Here is a 17,234-nt window from a genome sequence, read left to right as displayed (position 1 = left end):
GTTCGCTCCGACCTGCTCAGCAATACTACATATAGGGGGGCGCCCGGCGAGGGCCCACTAGGGCTAGTAGTTACATTCGTGTAGTTATCCACCGCTCCCTCCCCGATCCATCCACAGGCCGGAGCCCGCGAATCCGCGGAAGGACGCGGATCGCCGAGAGTTATCCACCGCTGTGGAGGAGCGTTCGGGGTTCTCTGTGTACAACGCTCGTCGGCGTGTCGCTGTTCCCGACATCCGGGGTCGCGGGCACGCGTCGACCACCACATGTAGGGGTCGACGAGTGTCCGTGTCCATGTCCGAACGCTAGACCCGACCACCGACATCGGAGGCGGTCGCGCGCGTCCTCAGGCCCGGCGCGCGAGATCCCGCGCGACGGCGCGCAGGTGGGGCAGCGGGTCGGCGATAGCGGTCGCGGCGGACCCGGCCGCCTCGGTCAGCGACGCGGCGGCGGCGAAGTCCGTGGTGGGTGCCTGGACCGCACCCGCGACCAGCACCGCCCGCGCTCCAGCCGCCCGGGCGAGTCCGAGCAGGTATGACGGCACCTTGCCCGCCATCGACTGCGCGTCGAAGCGACCCTCGCCCGTGATCACGAGGTCCGCGCCCTCGACCAGCGCCGGCAGCCCGAGGGCCTCCCCCACCGCCGCCGAGCCGGGGGCCAGTCGCGCCCCCCAGGCGAGCAGCCCGAAGCCGGTGCCGCCCGCGGCTCCCGTCCCCGCCTCCTCGGGATCGGCGGCGAGATGGGCGGCGAGGTGGCGCAGCCCGTCGTCGAGCCGCAGGACGTCGTCGAGCGTCGCGCCCTTCTGCGGCCCGAAGACGTGAGCCGCACCGGAGTCATCGAGCAGCGGGTTCGTGACGTCGCTCAGGATGCGCGCGCCACCCGCCGGCACCGGCCGGAGCGCGTGGAGCTCGACGGCGGCGAGCTCGTGCAGAGCGCCGCCTCCGTCGCCGATGTCGTGGCCCGTGACGGTCAGGAAGCGGGCGCCGAGTTCGCGGAGGGCTCCCACGCCGCCGTCGGTGGACGAGCTGCCGCCGATGGCCAGGAGGAGGGAGTGCGCGCCGGCGTCGAGGGCGGCGGCGATCGCGTGCCCGAAGCCGCGGGTGTGCGCGGTGAGGGGCCGCAGCGGATCGAGCAGCGTGATCCCGCTCGCCGAGGCGAGCTCGACGACGGCGGTCCCGTCGGGCAGCAGCAGCCACGCGGTCTCGACCGGCCGATCATCGGGGCCGGTGACCGTGAGCGCGTGCCGCCGCGCCCCCGGAACGGCGACCTCGAAGGCGTCGACCGTGCCCTCGCCGCCGTCGGCCATCGGCGCGAGCACCAGGTCGTCGCCGGGGCGGAGGTCGCGCCAGCCCTCGGCGAGCGCCTGCGCCACCTCGACCGCGCTCGCGGATCCCTTGAAGGAGTCGGGGGCGATGATCACACGGAGGGCTGCGCTGCTCATGCGCCCCAGTGTGGCACCGGCGTCGCGTGGTCCGTCGGGACGAGCGGGGCGCAGAACGCTCAGCTGCGCAGTTCGCGCGCCGGGTCGACGGACGCGGACCGCCGCGCGGGCACCAGTGCCGCCGCTCCGCCCACGAGGGCGCCGAGCAGCGGGCCCTGGCCGAGCACCTCCACCGCGATCACCGGCGTCCAGCCCTGACCGGCAGAGGCGATCACCACGACCGCGATGCCCAACGCCGTCCCGAGTCCCCCGCCGACCAGCCCGGTGAGTGCGCTCTCGAGCACGAACAGCGCGCCGATCGAGGCCCGCGACGCTCCGAGCGCCCGCCGCAGGCCGATCTCGGAGCGTCGCGCACTCACCGCGCTCCACGCCGACGCGAAAGCGCCCAGCACGGCGAGGGCGAGCAGGACCACTCCCGTCGCCTGCACCAGCTGCTCGAGCTGCGCGTTGATGCGTCCGCGCAGCCCGTCGAGATCGGCGGTCGTCTCGGCGCTGAACGCGGCCGGGGCCGCGGGATCCAGCGCGGTCGGGGCGATGTCGGCGACGGCGTGCGCGAGCCCCGGCTCGGTCGTCACGAGCAGCGACCCCGATCCCAGGCGCGTCGACACCCGTTCGGCCGCGGCGTGCCCGATGACGACCGCGCGGGTCAGGTCGCTGCCCGCCGACCCGGTCGACGAGATCTCACCGACGACGGTGAAGCTCTCGCCGCCGAGGGTCAGCGTCGCCCCGTCGGCACCCGCGACCACCCCGAGCTGCTCGGCCGCCTCCGCGCCGACCAGGGCGACCGAGTCGGAGACGGGCGCCGGCGCGGTCAGGAGCGACGCGGCCGCGGCGGGCACGGTCTCGATCGCGAGCGCCCCCACCGCGTCGCCGCCGACAGCCACCACGGGTAGGCCGTCGCCGGACGCGTCGAGCACGGCGGACGGCACCCGGCCGAGCGGCCCGCGCAGATCCGCCACCTCCCAGCGCAGCCCCACGTGCAGCACCCCGTCGAGCGAGGCGAGCCGCTCCGCGTCCGCCTCGGTCACGTCGCGATCGGCGGAGGCGTTCGGCGTGAGCCGGACGAGGTCGCCCGCGGCGCTGCGGACCGACTCGTCCACCTGCTGCGAGGCGGTGACGGTCAGCGCGTCGGCGGCCACGAAGCCGCCCGCTCCGATCATCACGACCGCGACGGCGACCAGCGCCCGCGCGGGCTTGGCGAGCAGGCCGAGCACCGCATCCGACAGCAGATCGCGGAGGCGGTGCCGAGGTCGAGCAGGTCGGCACCCGGGGTCGCGCGGCCGGCCGGGGACGATCGTCGGCGCCGGGGCGTCGGGTCCGCCGTCGACGCCGCGTCCCGCGCCCGGCTCCAGCCGTCCGTGCCGCATCCGCAGGTGCCGGTCGGTCCGCGCCGCCAGACGCGAGTCGTGGGTGACCACCACGAGGGCGAGCCCGCCGTCGCGCAGAGCCTCGAGCACGCCGACGATCGCATCACCGGTCTCCTCGTCGAGGCTGCCCGTCGGCTCGTCGAGGAGCATCACCCCTGGTCGGTGCACCAGCGCACGGGCGATGGCCACACGCTGCCGCTCCCCGCCCGAGAGCAGGTCGACCCGGGTCGTCGCCTTGTGCGCGAGCCCGACCTCGCCGAGCACTCGCACGACCGCATCGCGGACGGCGCTCGGCTCCACGCCGGCCGAGACGGCTCCCAGCGCCACGTTCTGGGCCGCCGTGCGCCCGGGGAGCAGGTGCGCGTCCTGAAACACGAAGCCGAAGCGCCGGGCGCGCAGGTCGTCACCCTCGCGGCGGCTCATCGCGGCGGTGTCGACGCCGTCGACGACGACGCGGCCGGCGCTCGGACGGTCGAGCAGCCCGAGGAGGTTGAGCAGAGTCGACTTGCCCGACCCCGAGGGCCCGGTGATCGCGACCGACTCGCCGCCCTCGACCGCGAGGTCCACCCCGCGCAGCGGATGGTTGTCGGCGTCGAACCGGCGCTCGACGCCGACGCACTCGAGGATCGTCACCGCATCAGCCGATCACGACGGTGTCGCCGACGGCGAGCGCCGGGTCGCCCGAGAGCAGTGCCCAGCCGTCGGCGACGACCCGCACCTCGACGTCGACTCGCGTCGGCTCCTCGGCCCCGTCGACGAGGACGAACACCGTCGCGCCGTCCTGCCGGAGCGCCGTCGCGGGCACCGCGGGGCGTTCGGCGCCGCGCTCGCCGAAGGTGAGGGTGACGGAGGCGCCGACGGCGAGCCCGGCGCGGGTCTCCTCCGACACGACCACCGTGACGTCGTGTCCCGGCACCGTGTCGCCGCTCGCCGGCGAGAACGGCCCGATGCTCTCGAGGACCCCGGAGGCCTGGACCCCCGAGGCCGGGTCGACGATCGCGACGGCCTGCCCGGCGGTGAGCGAGTCGACCGCGGACACGTCGACCCGCGCGGCGACGCGGTCGGCGGGCACCGTCCAGGTCATCACGACGCCGTCGGCGGGCACCGAGGAGTAGAGGGCCGGCGCGGAGGCGACGGTGAAGTCGGAGCGGTCCAGGTCGACGATCTCGCCGAACGGGAGGCGGCCGCCCCGGGGCCCGGGAGTCGTCGTGGTCGCGCCGGGGGTCGGCGAGGTCGTGCCCGAGGCTGTCGCCGGAGCCGTGGCCACGACATCGGCTCCCCGCAGCGCCCGGTACCCTCGATCGCTGTAGAAGGCCGCGAGGGACGAGACCGTATCGGAGTCGTAGTCGTCCTCCTCGGGGTCGGCCGCGTAGCCGAGCCGCGAGAGCGCCGCGTTGAGCGCGAGCACGTCGTCGCCCTCGTCGCCCTGCGCGAGGTCGCGGTAGTGCGGGCCGTCCAGCGCCAGTGCGAAGACCGGGCGCTCGGCGATCGCGACCAGGAGGGTGCCGTCGGCCACCGCCGCACCCGGGCCGAGCGGCGCCTCCGTGACCTGCGCGGCCGCCGCCCCGTCGGGCGCGCTCGCGTGGACGCTCACCGACGTCGCTCCGCCGACCGTGCCGAGCGCGGTGGGCAGCGGGAGCGCGCGGAGCTCGACGGCACCGGTCGTCGTGAGGGTGCGGCTGCTGTTCTCGAACGCCGTCGCGTCGGGCGCGCGCAGCGCCTGACCCGCGAGGAACGCGGCCGCCATCGCGCCCACGACGAGCAGCACGATGACGGCCACCGTCCACGGGCGCGGACCGAGCCGGATCCGCTCCGGCTCAGCCCTCGCCATGCTCGCCGATGACCCGCCGCGCGAGCCCGACGCGCTCCTCCGACTCCTTCTTCTCGGCGACGAGCGCGGCCTCGTTCTCGACGATGAACACCACCTGGTACGCGGCCACCACATCGACGAACGTCTGCGAAGCTCCCGTGGTGCTCAGGCAGTCGACCTGGTCGAGGGCTGCGCGAATGCCTGCCTCGCTGTCGACCGCATCGGCGATCGCGGGCGAGTAGGGCGTGTGCGAATCGTCGAAGGTGTAGCCGAGAGCCTCCATGCAGCTGCGGTACGCGGTGAGCGCCTCCTCCCAGACCGGGTCGGTGGACGCCCACCCCCAGCTGTCCGTCCGGCCGCGTTCGAGAACGGAGTCGGACGGGGACTCCTCGAGGGAAGCGGCGTCCTCGTCGTCCCCGTCCGGGCACGCGAGGATCGCCTCGTACGCGTCGCTCGGAACCGTCGCGTCCTCAGCGAGATGCGCCTCCGACAGCGCATCGTACGGAATTCCGAGACCCGTCCTCAGCGCTCGCTCCCGCGTCCAGACGCCGAAGAAGTTGAGGTCGTACTGGGTCGACGGCGGGTAGTCGAGGACGTCGACCAGGTCGATCTCGAAGCCCTTCCGCGCGACGCAGTCCTCGATCAGGAGGTCGGCGGCGCGTTGGATCAGCTGCCGGCCTCCGGCATCGGGCCCGTACCCGTCGAGCGGAAGCAGCACGGTCTCGGTAGTCGCTTCGAGGACGGCCGCTCCGGACACGACGTCGACGACGGGACGCGTCGGCTCTGCGCCGCTCTCGGTGGTGCAGCCGCCCAGGGCGAGGGCCAGCAGCGGAGGGAGCAGGAGGACGCTTCGGCGCAGGCCCATCGCTAGTAGACGGTGACGCTCGAGATCTGGTCGTGCCGTTGGAGCGCCACTCGAACTGGAGCTGCTTCGCGACCTCGTTCTTGCCGACCACCCGCTGGTAGCCCTGGCCGTAGGCGTGCTCGTAGTAGACGACCTTGGACGCCCTGCGGTTCTCGAGCGACGAGAACTGGTCGTTCCAGCCGTCGCCCACGAAGCCCTGAGTCGCGTTGTGGTTGTAGATGTGGCCGTCCTGGAGGTCGTTCTCCCAGGCGCAGTACTGCGCAGCCGGGCAGTACAGCGTCTGCGACGCGTTCGCCGGAGCGACGCCGCCCGCGAGAACGGAGGTGCCCACGATGACGAGCCCGCCGCCCGCCAGGCCGAGTCGGGTGCGAACGGCGGCGGATGGGGTGCTGCGTGCCATGGAGGTGCCTCTCGTCGAGTCGGTGGTGCGATCGAGACGAGGAAAGCACATATGAGTATGGCCATGTGCTGATGGCGCGCCGTGGAGCGCCCGACTGCAGCTCCGCTACTGCGAGACGGGGTCGACCGCCTCAGCCACCCTGCGGGTCACCGCCCGCAGCTCGAGCTCGACGCCGCGCAGCCGCTCCTCGACCGACTCCGCGCGCTCGTCGGAGGCCGCGAACACCGCGGCGGAGGCGGCGAGCGACTCCTCGGAGGAGGCGCGCAGCTCCCCGACCGAGCCGCCCACCGCATCGATCGCCGCGCGCAGCCCGGCGGTCTCGTCCCGCAGGGCCGCGCACTCCTCGCGCAGGCCCTCGATCTCGGCACGCACAGCCTGGAGGTCCCCACGCAGCGCCGTGGTCTCCTCCCGCACCTCCTCCGTCCGCAGGCGCGCCTGCTCGAAGTAGGGCGACACCAGCCGGTGCACCGCCTCGCGCAGCGCGATCCCTCCCCGGCCGAACCGCGTCGGCACCGACGCGGGATCCTCGCGGTAGTCGTGGTCACTGGTCATCGTCGTCGTCCCGTCCGGAGAACCGGCGGTGGAGCAGATCCATCGCCCGGTGATCCTTGTCCATGATGTCCGCCTCGAGGGTCACGTCGGCGGCGCGCTCGGCGAGGCTGCCCGGCCTGGTGCGCCGCTCCAGCGAGCGCTCGAGCAGGTCGACGGAGCGCTCGAACGAGAGCGGTCCGCGCGCGGCGGCACGACCGCGGCGACCGAGAGCCTCGAGATCGACCGCTCCGGTCACCACGTCGCGCATCGCGCCGTGGAGCGACGAGGCCGAGCGGGTGATCTTGATGCAGTCGACTCCGTCGATGAGGAACTCGGCGACCCCGCTCGAGGCCGTCACGATCGGCACGCAGCCCGCGGCGGCCGCCTCGACCGGTGCGACCCCGAACGCCTCTCCGGCCCAGGTCGGGAAGAGGAAGGCGTCGGCCGAGGAGTGCGCCGCCAGGACCACCTCGCGCGCGGTCGCGCCGTGGAACTCGACGAGACCCTCGAGCCCCGCCTCGGAGGCGAGCGCGCGGTAGCCGTCGACGTCCCCGTCCCCGTAGAGGTCGACGCGGAAGTCGCGGGTCTCCTCCGCGAGCAGGGCGGCCGCCTCGAGCACGAGCCCGACGCCCTTGTGCTCTCCGAGCGACGCCGCGAAGGTGAAGCGGGTGATCCCGCCCTCCCGGTAGCGCCGCGGGGCGCCGGAGTCGGGCGGCACGGTGACGCCGCGGCCGATCACCTCCACCTCGCCCAGCTCGAGGCCGCCGGCCTCGATCGCGTCGACGAGGGAGCGGCTGACCGCCACGATCTCGCCGCGGTCGAAGTGGTCGGGCGCGTCCGCTCCGTAGATGCGCAGCACGCGCTCGGGGAGGCCGTCGACGAGCGCGTTCGGGATCCGGTCGCCGAGGTTCCACATCCAGGCCGCCTCGACGGTGCGCAGCAGATCGATGAGGGCGAGCCCGCCGATGCCGAGGAGGTTGAACGCGACCACGTGGGTCGGCTCGAAGTCCCGCAGCTCCTCCAGCAGGATGCGCGTGTTCTCGAAACGGGACACCGCGCTCTCGTGGTGCAGGAGCTGCGCGATCTCGCCTCCGGTCTGCGGCAGGGGGAAGTAGGTGCGCAGCCCCAGGGTGCGGTGCACCTCGACCCCCGCGGCCTCGGGCGGCAGGTAGGTGGGCGTCGTCAGGACGCGCACCGCGTGTCCGCGGGCGGCCATCGCCTCGGCGACGCGGGCGCACGTCATCTCGTAGCCTCCGAGGACCTGCGGCGGGTAGAGGTTGCTGATGAAGAGGAGCCGCATCGGCTGGTCCCGGGGAGTCGTCGGCGTCGTGCTCATGCGTCGCCCTCGCGTCCGCGGGCGGCATCCGCCGCGATGCGGGCCGTGACGGCCGGGGTGTAGCTCGCCGCGGCCTGGCGGTCGTTGCCGCCGTCCCAGTAGTTGACGAGGTAGAGCCCGGTCTGCTGGGTGCGCGGCACGAACGGGAACAGCTCGGCGTGCGGCTGGATCTGCGCGATGCGGTAGCCCGCGTCGACGGCGCGCACGTGCAGCCAGATGTCGTCCGCATCGGGGGCGACCTCGCGGAACGCGTCGCCGTGAGCGGCCACCTCCTCCATCAGCTCGCTCGGGAACAGCTGGCCCGAGACCGAGGTCCCGAAGACGTCGAAGCCGGCCCGCGTGTCCTCGACCGGTCGCCAGCTCGTGTACGGCGCGACCGCTCCGTCGACCACCCCGACCCGGTGGGCGCGGTAGCAGAGCACCGTCTCGCGCGGGTAGCGGCCCCGGGCGTCGAGCAGCCCGCGGAGCCAGGCGCGGGGGTAGACGATGTCGTCGTCGGAGGTGACGACGTCGCGCTCCGCGGCGCGCCCCGACAGCAGGTGCGGGTAGTACTTGGTGTGCACGCGGTAGCCGTCGACCAGGCGGACCTCCAGTCCCCGTCGGCGGAGGCGGCGCAGGCTCGCGGGGAGCGCCGCGACGAGTGCGGGGTCGTCGAGCCAGAGCACCAGTCGCGCGGGGCGGGCCGACCCGCGGGCGATCGACTCGAGCGCCACGTGCACGCGGTGGATGCGCTCGCCGTGCGTCGTCATCGTCACGACGACCTCGCCGTCGGGGTCGACCACCGGTCGTCGCGAGAAGCGGTTCGCGAGGTCGAGGCCGAGCAGCTCGCGACGGAACGCGAGCGACGCCGGGTGGTCGATCGGACGCGCGGCGACGGCGGCCGCACGGCGCTCCCGGACGCGGCGCGGGGCGGATCGCGCACCGCGGGCGGCGGCGAGGAGCCTGGTCCTCGGCCGCACCCGTCGCCCGACGGCGGCCAGTCGCGTGCGCGGACGGACGCGGCGGCCGAGCGCGGCGAGAGCGGGATGCATCGGTCCAGGATAGTCAGGACGCCCTGGGCGTCCGACGCCCGTCAGCGGGGGTCGAGCACCGCGTACGCGCGCACCGGGAAGGTGCCGAGACCGCGGATCCTGGGCGGTGCGGCGGTGAAGCGCGCTCCCGTCTCGGGAAGCTCCTCGAGTGCGGTGAGGTGCTCGACCACGTGGACCCCCGCGGCGAGGAGGATGCTGTGCGCCGGCCGCTCGCCGCCTCCCTCGGTGTCGTCGATGTTGACCGAGTCGATGCCGACCAGCACGGCGCCCGCGGCGACGAGGGCTGCCGCGCCCGCCCCGCTGAGGAACGGCGCGGGCCCGGCGTAGGCGGGGGTGCCGAAGCGCTGGTCCCACCCGGTCGAGAGCAGCACGGCGGCACCGCGCACGTCGCGACCCGCGAACGCCTCCTCGCCGATGCCCCTCTGCGCACTCCCGCGCACGTCGACGACGACCGTCGGCAGGTCGACGAGCGTCTCGAGGTCGAGGTCGGCCAGGTCGCGGCCGCCCTCGTAGCGGTGGTACGGGCTGTCGAGGTAGGTCCCCGTGTTGCCGATCATCTCGATGACGTCCATCGCGAACTCGGTGCCCGGTGCGTAGACCGCGCGCGACGCCTCCCGGGTGAGGTGCGGGCGGATGCGCGGCGCGGGCAGACCGGGGTAGGTGACGAGACCGTCGGAGACGGTGTGGCTGAGGTCGACGATGCACCGCGCGGAGGAGGTCATGCGCTCGATCCTCGCAGTGGCAGGATCACTGCGCACCACCAGGAACTGCCATCGGCCGCCCCGAACAGGACAGCCGCCGACCCCGCCCGCTACCTCTTCGGCAGCGCCGCAGCCAGGTCCGCGATCAGGTCGTCCGCGTCCTCGATCCCGACCGACAGCCGCACGAGCGACTCCGACACCTCGAGCGGCGTGCCCTTGACCGAGGCGTGCGTCATCTCGCTCGGGTACCCGATCAGCGACTCGACCCCGCCGAGCGACTCCGCGAGCTGGAACAGCTTCGTCGACTCCGCGAACTTGCGCGCCGCCCGCGGCGTCGCCAGCTCGACCGAGAGCATCCCGCCGAAGCCCGACATCTGGCGCTTCGCCAGCTCGTGTCCCGGGTGGCTCGGCAGCCCGGGGTAGTAGACGGCCGTGACGGCCGGGTGCCCGACGAGGTACTCGGCGACCGCCTGCGCGTTCTTCGAGTGCCGCTCCATCCGCACCCCGAGGGTCTTGATGCCGCGGACGGTCAGCCACGCGTCCATCGGACCCGAGATCGCCCCGACCGCGAACTGGAGGAAGCCGATCTTCTCGGCCAGGGCCCCCGACCGCAGGGCGAGCGCGCCGCCCACAACGTCCGAGTGCCCGCCCAGGTACTTCGTGGTCGAGTGCACGACCACGTCGGCGCCGAGTGCGAGCGGCTGCTGCAGAGCGGAGGAGGCGAAGGTGTTGTCGACGACCACGAGCAGGTCGTGCGCGTGGGCCAGGTCGGCCAGCTCCGCAATGTCGCTGATGGTCATCAGCGGGTTGGACGGCGTCTCGACCCAGAGCATCTTCGTCTCACCGGGGACGATCGCCCGCTGCACCTCGCGCAGGTTCGACATGTCGACGGGGGTGTTGCGGATGCCCCATGCGCCGTGCACCCGGTCGATCAGCCGGTGGCTCCCGCCGTAGGCGTCGTTGCCGAGCACCACGTGATCGCCGGGCGCCAGTGCGGCGCGGAGCAGCGTGTCCTCGGCGGCGAGACCGGAGGAGAAGGAGTAGGCGACGTCCGCTCCCTCGAGCGAGGCGATCAGCTCCTGCAGCGAGTCGCGGGTCGGGTTGGCCGAGCGGGCGTACTCGTAGCCGCCGCGGAACCCGCCGATCCCGTCCTGGACGAAGGTCGAGGTCATGTACACCGGCGGGACGACGGCGCCGGTCGTCGGGTCGAACTCCTGACCGGCGTGGATGGCGCGGGTGTCGAAGTGCTGCTTCTTGGGCATGGGAGCGTGCTTTCTGGATCGGGGTTCGGAGGAGACGGGGCCGGTCGGAGGGGCGGGCCGGTCGCAGAGCGGTTCGCGGAGGAGGCGCGCCGGTCACCCGGTCGCGAACGACAGCAGATCCTGCCGCGTGATCACGGCGACCGGCTTGCCCTCGTCGGTGACGAGCAGGGCGCCGACGTCCGCGAGCGCAGCCCGGGCCGACGAGATGCTCTCGCCCAGACCGATGAGCGGGAGGGAGTCGCCGGAGGAGGGGCCCAGCGGATCGGTCATCGAGGCCGCGCCGCTGAAGACGCGGTCGAGCAGCTCGCGCTCGTCGACCGCTCCGACGACCTCGCCCATCACCACGGGCGGCTCGGCGGTCAGGACCGGAAGCTGCGAAACCCCGTACTTCGTCATGATCTCGATGGCGTCGCGCACGGTGTCGCTCGGGTGCGCGTGGACGAGAGCGGGCATCTCGCCGGTCTGCGGGTTCGCGGCGCGGGCACGGAGCACGTCGCGGACGGTCCCCGACTCCGGCATGTCGAGGAATCCGTACGAGCGCATCCACCGGTCGTTGAAGATCTTGCCGAGGTAGCCGCGTCCGCCGTCGGGCAGCAGCACGACGACCACGTCGTCGGGGCCGAGCTCGGCGGCCGCCTTCAGCGCGACCGAGACGGCGAGGCCGCTCGATCCGCCGACCAGCAGGCCCTCCTCGCGCGCGAGGCGGCGGGTCATCGCGAACGACTCGGCGTCGCTGGAGGCGATGATCCGGTCGACGACGCTCGGGTCGTAGGCGCTCGGCCAGAAGTCCTCGCCCACGCCCTCGGTCAGGTAGGGCCGGCCACCGCCGCCCGAGTAGACCGAGCCCTCGGGGTCGGCGCCGATGATCTGCACGCGGCCGTCCGACACCTCCTTGAGGTAGCGCCCGACTCCGCTGATGGTGCCGCCCGTGCCGACTCCCGCGACGAAGTGGGTGAGGCGCCCGGCGGTGTCCCGCCAGATCTCGGGCCCGGTGGTCTCGTAGTGGCTGAGCGGTCCGTTGAGGTTGGCGTACTGGTTGGGCTTGAAGGCGCCGGGGATCTCGCGGGCGAGGCGGTCCGAGACGGAGTAGTAGGAGTCCGGGTCCTCGGGAGCGACGGCCGTCGGCGTGACGACGATCTCGGCCCCGTAGGCCGTGAGCACGTTGCGCTTGTCCTCGCCGACCTTGTCGGGCAGGACGAACACGCAGCGGTAGCCGCGCTGCTGGGCGACCAGGGCCAGGCCGATGCCGGTGTTGCCGCTGGTCGGCTCGACGATCGTGCCGCCGGGCTTCAGGAGGCCCTCGCGCTCCGCCGCGTCGATGATGCGCGTCGCGATGCGGTCCTTCGAGGATCCGCCGGGGTTGAGGTACTCCACCTTCACCAGGACGGTCGCCTGCACTCCGGAGGCGGTCGGTCCGAGCTTCACCAGGGGGGTGTCGCCGATCAGGTCGAGCACCGACTCGGCGTAGGCCATCCCGGTCTCCGGGCGTGCTGGCAGGGCTCGATCGAGGGTCATAGGGCCAGGGTACCAACCGGTTCGGAGCGTATGACGGGAGCCCGGACCGCCCCTCGAACCACGTCGGGACGAGGTCGCGCGGTGGTGTCGCTGGTGCCCTCCGTGCCCTAGGGTCGGTTCCGCGAGCGCCTCCGCCGCCTCCGGAACGGACCCCGAATGACCTCTCCGATCGCCGCGCCGTCGCGGCGTCCGGCCGATGCGCACCTCCTGAGGCTGCTCGGTCCGGCCATGGTCGCCGGGGTCGCCTACCTCGATCCGGGCAATGTCGCGAGCAATATGACGGCGGGCGCTCGATTCGGCTATCTGCTCGTCTGGGTCGTCGTGCTCGGCAACCTGATGGCGTGGCTGATCCAGTACCTCTCGGCCAAGCTCGGCCTGATGACCGGCCGCAGCCTGCCCGAGCTGCTCGGCGAGCGCCTCCGGGGTCGCTGGGGCCGCCGCGCCTACTGGCTGCAGGCCGAGACGGTCGCGATGGCGACCGACCTCGCCGAGGTGATCGGCGGCGCGATCGCCCTGAACCTCCTCTTCGGTCTGCCGCTGCTCGCCGGCGGCCTGGTGACCGGCGCGGTCTCGCTGGTGCTGCTCCTCGTGCAGACCCGCGGAGGCGCGCAGCCGTTCGAGCGGGTCATCACGGCGCTCATGGTCTTCATCGCGGTCGGCTTCACCGTCGGAGTCGTCGTCGATCCTCCCGATGCCGGTGCGGCGGCCGCCGGACTCGTCCCCCGTTTCGAGGGCTCGGAGTCGGTGCTCCTCGCCGCGTCGATCCTCGGCGCGACCGTCATGCCGCACGCGATCTACGCGCACTCCGCACTCGCCAGAGACCGGTTCGGCCGCATCGACGGTGTCGGCGCCCGTCGGAGGATCCTCGTGGCCACGCGGATCGACGTCACCGTCGCGCTCGCGATCGCCGGCACCGTGAACCTCGCGATCCTCCTCCTCGCCGCCCACTCGCTCGCGGGAGTCGCGGGCACCGACAGCCTCGAGGGCGCCCATGCCGCGATCGGCGTCGCGCTCGGGCCGGTCGTCGCAACGCTCTTCGCGATCGGTCTGCTCGCCTCCGGACTCGCCTCGACGTCCGTCGGCGCCTACGCGGGGGCCGAGATCATGCACGGGCTCCTGCATGTGCGCGTACCCCTGGTCGCGCGCCGTCTGGTCACGCTGATCCCCGCGCTGCTCGTGCTCGCGATCGGGTTCGACCCGACCCGGGCCCTGGTGCTCAGCCAGGTCGTGCTGTCCTTCGGCATCCCCTTCGCCCTGGTGCCGCTGGTCGTCCTCACCCGCGACCGCCGCCTGATGGGCGACCAGACCAACCGCTGGTTCACCACCCTCGGCGCCGCCCTCGCGGCCGTCTTCCTGATCGTGCTCAACGGCCTGCTGCTCTGGCTCACCTTCACCGGCTGACCCGCCGTGCGGCGCTGCCGTTTCGAGCTCCCCGCCGCGACCCGGCAGGCATTGATCCGATCCGGAGCCTGTCTCGTTATCCTCTGAGAGCGCCTCTCAGGCGCCTGCGCCCGACCCGGCGCGCCATCCCGCGATCAGAACGAGAGACGCCGCCGTGCCCAGAGACACGATGTCCGCGAAGAACCGAGCCCGCCAAGAGAAGCTCGAGGCCTACAAGCGCGAGCAGGCGAAGCGCAAGCGGAGCAGCCGCATCTGGATCTGGTCGCTCTCCGCGCTCGCGGTCCTCGCGGTCGCCGGCATCGTCGCCGTCACCGTCATCGGCAACCAGCAGATCGTCGAGGCGCGTCAGATCGACGGCCTGCAGACCTTCGAGAACGACGCGACGCACGTCGCCGAGACCGTCGACTACCCGCAGACCCCGCCCGCGGGCGGCCCGCACAACTCGGTCTGGATGAACTGCGGCGTCTACGACCAGCCGGTCCCGAACGAGAACGCCGTCCACGACCTCGAGCACGGCGCCGTCTGGGCCACCTACGACCCCGAGCTCCCCCAGAGCGAGGTCGACGCCCTGATCGAGGCCATGCCCGACACCTACGCGGTCGTCTCGCCCTACGAGGGTCTCGAGTCGCCGATCGTCCTCAGCGCCTGGGACGCCCAGGTCGCCATCGACTCGCCCGACGACCCGCGGATCGACGCCTTCATCGAGCGCTTCTGGCAGGCCTCCACCGCTCCCGAGCCCGGCGCACCGTGCACCGGAGGCATCGATGCCCCCGGCAAGCAGTAAGGGCCGCCTCCTCCTCGCCGCCGTCGCCGTGATCGCCGTCCTCCTGGGCGGAGCCGGCGGCTACGTGGTCGGCGCCCTCGCTCCGTTCGCCGAGGCGGCGACGCCGTCGACGACCAGCGCGGAGGCGGGCTTCGCGCGCGACATGCAGACCCACCACCTGCAGGGAGCGGAGCTCGCGCTCATCGCCCACGAGCGCAGCACCGACGACGAGATCCTGACGGTGTCGAAGGACATCCTGCTCACGCAGCAGCAGCAGTCGGGTCAGCTCTTCGGCTGGCTGACCGCGTGGGGTCTCCCTCAGGCGGCCCCCGAGCCGTCGATGACCTGGATGGGGCGCCCGACCCTGGCCGGCGCTGCCGACGAGCACTCGCAGATGGGCATGGGGACCGAGGACGGGGTCGTTCCGGCGAGCATGCCCGGACTCGCGACCTCGGAGCAGATCACGGCGCTGACCGCCGCCTCGGGGCGCGACCTCGACCGCATGTTCCTCGAGCTGATGATCGCGCACCACCGCGGTGCGATCGACATGGCGGAGGCGCTGCTCGCCCGCAGCCGCGATCGCGTGGCGACCGACTTCGCCACCTCGGTCGTGAAGGCACAGGAGGCCGAGATCTCCCTGATGGAGCAGATGCTCGAGGACCGTCCGGCCTGACCCGCGAGCTCGCAGGCGCGGGCCCTCGGGGTGGCCCTCAGGCGCTGATGGCCGACTCGACCTGCTGTGCGTACAGCGACGCGTACAGCCCGCCGCGCTGCAGGAGCTCGACGTGCGTGCCGGACTCGACGATGCGGCCGCCGTCGACCACGTGGATGACGTCGGCCGAGACCACCGTCGAGAGGCGGTGCGCGATCGCGATCGTGGTGCGCCCTCGGGAGGCGTCGTCGAGGGCGGTCTGGACGATCCGCTCCGAGACCGTGTCGAGGGCGCTCGTCGCCTCGTCGAGGATGAGCACCGCCGGGTCCTTCAGCAGCACCCTGGCGATCGCCAGCCGCTGCTTCTCGCCGCCCGAGAGGCGGTAGCCCCGCTCGCCGACGAGGGTGTCGTAGCCCTCGGGGAACGAGGCGATGGTGTCGTGGATGTTCGCCGAGCGGGCCGCGGCCTCGAGCTCGTCCTGCGTCGCCTCCGGCCGGGCGTAGCGGAGGTTGTCGGCGATGGAGGCGTGGAAGAGGTAGGTCTCCTGGCTGACGATGCCGATGTGCGACACGAGCGACTCCTGCCGCAGCTCGCGCACGTCGGTCCCGGCGAAGCGCACGGAGCCTCCCGTCACGTCGTAGAACCGCGGGACGAGGTAGGAGATCGTCGTCTTGCCCGCTCCGGAGGGACCGACGAACGCCACGAACTCGCCCGGCGCGATGCTGACGGAGACGTGGTCGAGCGTCGGCCGCGCCTCCTCGGTCTGGTCGGGGTAGCGGAAGACGACGTCGTCGAGCTCGACCCGCCCGAGCTCGCCCTCGACGTCGCGCGCGGCGGCCCGGTCGGCGATGGCGGGACGCAGGTCGAGGTACTCGAAGATGCGCGCGAAGAGGGCGCCCGCGGTCTGCAGGTCGAGGGCGACGCGCATCAGGCCGAGCAGCGGCCACATCAGGCGTGCCTGGACGGTCGTGAACGCGACGACCGTCCCGGCCGTCACCGTGGTGCCGCCGAGGATCAGCCAGGCCGCGACGAGGTAGACGATCACGGGGATCACCGAGAGGAAGATCTGCACCGTCGCGAAGAACCACTGACCCGACATCTGCTGGCGCACCTGCAGATCGATCTGGCGGCCGTTCTCGTCGGCGTACCGCGTCACCTCCGACTCCTGCCGGCCGAAGCTCTTGGCGAGGAGGATGCCGGAGACGCTCAGGGTCTCCTGCGTGATCGCGGTCATCTCCGAGAGCGACTCCTGCGTCTTCGTCGCGATCCGCGCGCGGACCTGGCCGACCCTGCGCTGCGCGATGACCAGGACGGGGGTGAGCACGAGCGCGACGATCGTCATCTGCCACGAGAGCAGGAGCATCGCCACGACCGCCGCGATCACGGTCACCGTGTTGCCGAGCACGCTCGAGACGGTGTTCGTGAGGACGCTGGCGACGCCTCCGACGTCGTTCGCGAGGCGCGACTGGATCACGCCGGTGCGCGTGCGCGTGAAGAAGCCGAGCTCCATCGCCTGGAGGTGGCGGAACAGGCGGATGCGCAGCTCGCCCATCACGGTGTTGCCGACCGTGGCGGTGAGGTAGGTCTGCCAGACCCCGAGCACGGCCGAGACCACCCAGATGAGGACCATGATGCCGACGAGCTCGAGCAGCACCGGGAAGTCCGGGCCGCCCTCGGGTGGGAAGAGTCCGCGGTCGAAGGCGAGCTGGGTCAGCAGCGGCGGCACGACGGTCAGTGCCGCGCCCACGAGGACCAGGGCGACCGTGAGGGTGAGCTTGGCGCGGTGATCACGGAACAGTTCGGCGATGCGCCGGAACAGCCCGTCGATCCGAGGGGCGTCTGCGTTGCTGCGCCGCTGACTGTCGGGGTCGCTGCTCGAGATCCTGCCGCGCCCGCCGCCACCGCGCATCCCGCCGCCTGCCGCGACGTCACCCATCCTGCTCACCGCTCGACCCTAACCCCGCTCACCGACACCGCCCCCGGGCTTCCGCCCACGGCGAAGTCGTGCTCCCCTCCACCCCCGCACACGACTTCGGCCCGGGCCCCTGCACTGAGCAGGAGACCCGGGCCGAATCCCGTGACCGAAGGCGCGGTACTGCCCTTCCGACCCGGCTGACGATCCGCGGTGCCGTGAGCTGCAAGGCGGAGGAGGGAGCGATAC

General features: G+C 72.9%; 14 protein-coding genes and 1 pseudogene. 3 read left to right on the top strand and 12 right to left on the bottom strand.

Annotated elements, in window-relative coordinates; genetic code table 11:
* Positions 1–344: 344 nt before the first annotated feature.
* The 11 genes and pseudogenes from B9Y99_RS13035 to B9Y99_RS12985 form a co-directional block, all read right to left on the bottom strand.
* Positions 345–1,439: a glycerate kinase gene (locus B9Y99_RS13035; RefSeq protein ID WP_085476993.1), complete on the bottom strand. Its 1,095-nt coding sequence runs from the start codon at positions 1,437–1,439 to the stop codon at positions 345–347.
* 59 nt (positions 1,440–1,498) lie between these two features.
* On the bottom strand, positions 1,499–3,439 hold the full coding sequence (locus B9Y99_RS13030; RefSeq protein ID WP_085476992.1) for an ABC transporter ATP-binding protein/permease: 1,941 nt from the start codon (positions 3,437–3,439) through the stop codon (positions 1,499–1,501).
* Positions 3,440–3,443: 4 nt separating this feature from the next.
* Complete coding sequence (locus tag B9Y99_RS13025; RefSeq protein ID WP_129588029.1) at positions 3,444–4,637, bottom strand: hypothetical protein; 1,194 nt, start codon at positions 4,635–4,637, stop codon at positions 3,444–3,446.
* Positions 4,624–5,481, bottom strand: coding sequence for a hypothetical protein (locus B9Y99_RS19265; protein WP_244274903.1), 858 nt, complete (start codon positions 5,479–5,481; stop codon positions 4,624–4,626). Before B9Y99_RS19265 ends, B9Y99_RS13025 begins: the two co-directional genes overlap by 14 nt.
* Before the next feature lie 103 nt (positions 5,482–5,584).
* Positions 5,585–5,881, bottom strand: a pseudogene (locus B9Y99_RS19470) (peptidase inhibitor family I36 protein); the annotation flags it as partial.
* A 105-nt stretch (positions 5,882–5,986) separates the two neighbouring features.
* Positions 5,987–6,433, bottom strand: coding sequence for a hypothetical protein (locus B9Y99_RS13010; protein WP_085476989.1), 447 nt, complete (start codon positions 6,431–6,433; stop codon positions 5,987–5,989).
* Positions 6,423–7,748, bottom strand: a complete 1,326-nt coding sequence (locus B9Y99_RS13005) for a glycosyltransferase (RefSeq protein WP_085476988.1) — start codon at positions 7,746–7,748, stop codon at positions 6,423–6,425. Before B9Y99_RS13005 ends, B9Y99_RS13010 begins: the two co-directional genes overlap by 11 nt.
* Positions 7,745–8,779 (bottom strand): hypothetical protein, encoded by a 1,035-nt coding sequence (locus B9Y99_RS13000; protein WP_085476987.1) that lies wholly within the window; start codon positions 8,777–8,779, stop codon positions 7,745–7,747. The genes B9Y99_RS13005 and B9Y99_RS13000 overlap by 4 nt, the downstream gene beginning before the upstream one ends.
* A gap of 41 nt (positions 8,780–8,820) precedes the next feature.
* Positions 8,821–9,501 (bottom strand): cyclase family protein, encoded by a 681-nt coding sequence (locus tag B9Y99_RS12995; protein WP_085476986.1) that lies wholly within the window; start codon positions 9,499–9,501, stop codon positions 8,821–8,823.
* Between the two features lie 89 nt (positions 9,502–9,590).
* On the bottom strand, positions 9,591–10,742 hold the full coding sequence (locus B9Y99_RS12990) for a cystathionine gamma-synthase (RefSeq protein WP_085476985.1): 1,152 nt from the start codon (positions 10,740–10,742) through the stop codon (positions 9,591–9,593).
* A 93-nt stretch (positions 10,743–10,835) separates the two neighbouring features.
* On the bottom strand, positions 10,836–12,215 hold the full coding sequence (locus B9Y99_RS12985) for a cystathionine beta-synthase (RefSeq protein ID WP_085476984.1): 1,380 nt from the start codon (positions 12,213–12,215) through the stop codon (positions 10,836–10,838).
* 198 nt (positions 12,216–12,413) lie between these two features.
* Here B9Y99_RS12985 and B9Y99_RS12980 point away from each other — a divergent pair, with 198 nt between their 5' ends.
* The 3 genes from B9Y99_RS12980 to B9Y99_RS12970 all read left to right on the top strand — a co-directional run bounded on the left by B9Y99_RS12980 (position 12,414) and on the right by B9Y99_RS12970 (position 15,094).
* Positions 12,414–13,658, top strand: coding sequence for an Nramp family divalent metal transporter (locus B9Y99_RS12980; protein WP_085476983.1), 1,245 nt, complete (start codon positions 12,414–12,416; stop codon positions 13,656–13,658).
* A gap of 154 nt (positions 13,659–13,812) precedes the next feature.
* Positions 13,813–14,442 (top strand): thioredoxin-like domain-containing protein, encoded by a 630-nt coding sequence (locus B9Y99_RS12975; protein WP_244274902.1) that lies wholly within the window; start codon positions 13,813–13,815, stop codon positions 14,440–14,442.
* Positions 14,423–15,094 carry a DUF305 domain-containing protein gene (locus tag B9Y99_RS12970; protein ID WP_085476981.1) on the top strand — a complete coding sequence of 224 codons (672 nt, stop codon included), beginning with the start codon at positions 14,423–14,425 and terminating at the stop codon, positions 15,092–15,094. The genes B9Y99_RS12975 and B9Y99_RS12970 overlap by 20 nt, the downstream gene beginning before the upstream one ends.
* Before the next feature lie 37 nt (positions 15,095–15,131).
* Here B9Y99_RS12970 and B9Y99_RS12965 read toward each other — a convergent pair whose 3' ends face one another.
* Positions 15,132–17,009 carry an ABC transporter ATP-binding protein gene (locus tag B9Y99_RS12965; protein ID WP_085476980.1) on the bottom strand — a complete coding sequence of 626 codons (1,878 nt, stop codon included), beginning with the start codon at positions 17,007–17,009 and terminating at the stop codon, positions 15,132–15,134.
* Between the last annotated feature and the right edge of the window lie 225 nt (positions 17,010–17,234).

This window comes from Rathayibacter oskolensis, assembly GCF_900177245.1.
GTDB lineage: Bacteria > Actinomycetota > Actinomycetes > Actinomycetales > Microbacteriaceae > Rathayibacter > Rathayibacter oskolensis.
The sequence above is the reverse complement of the archived record's forward strand: the minus strand, read 5'-3'. Positions and strand labels throughout refer to the sequence as shown.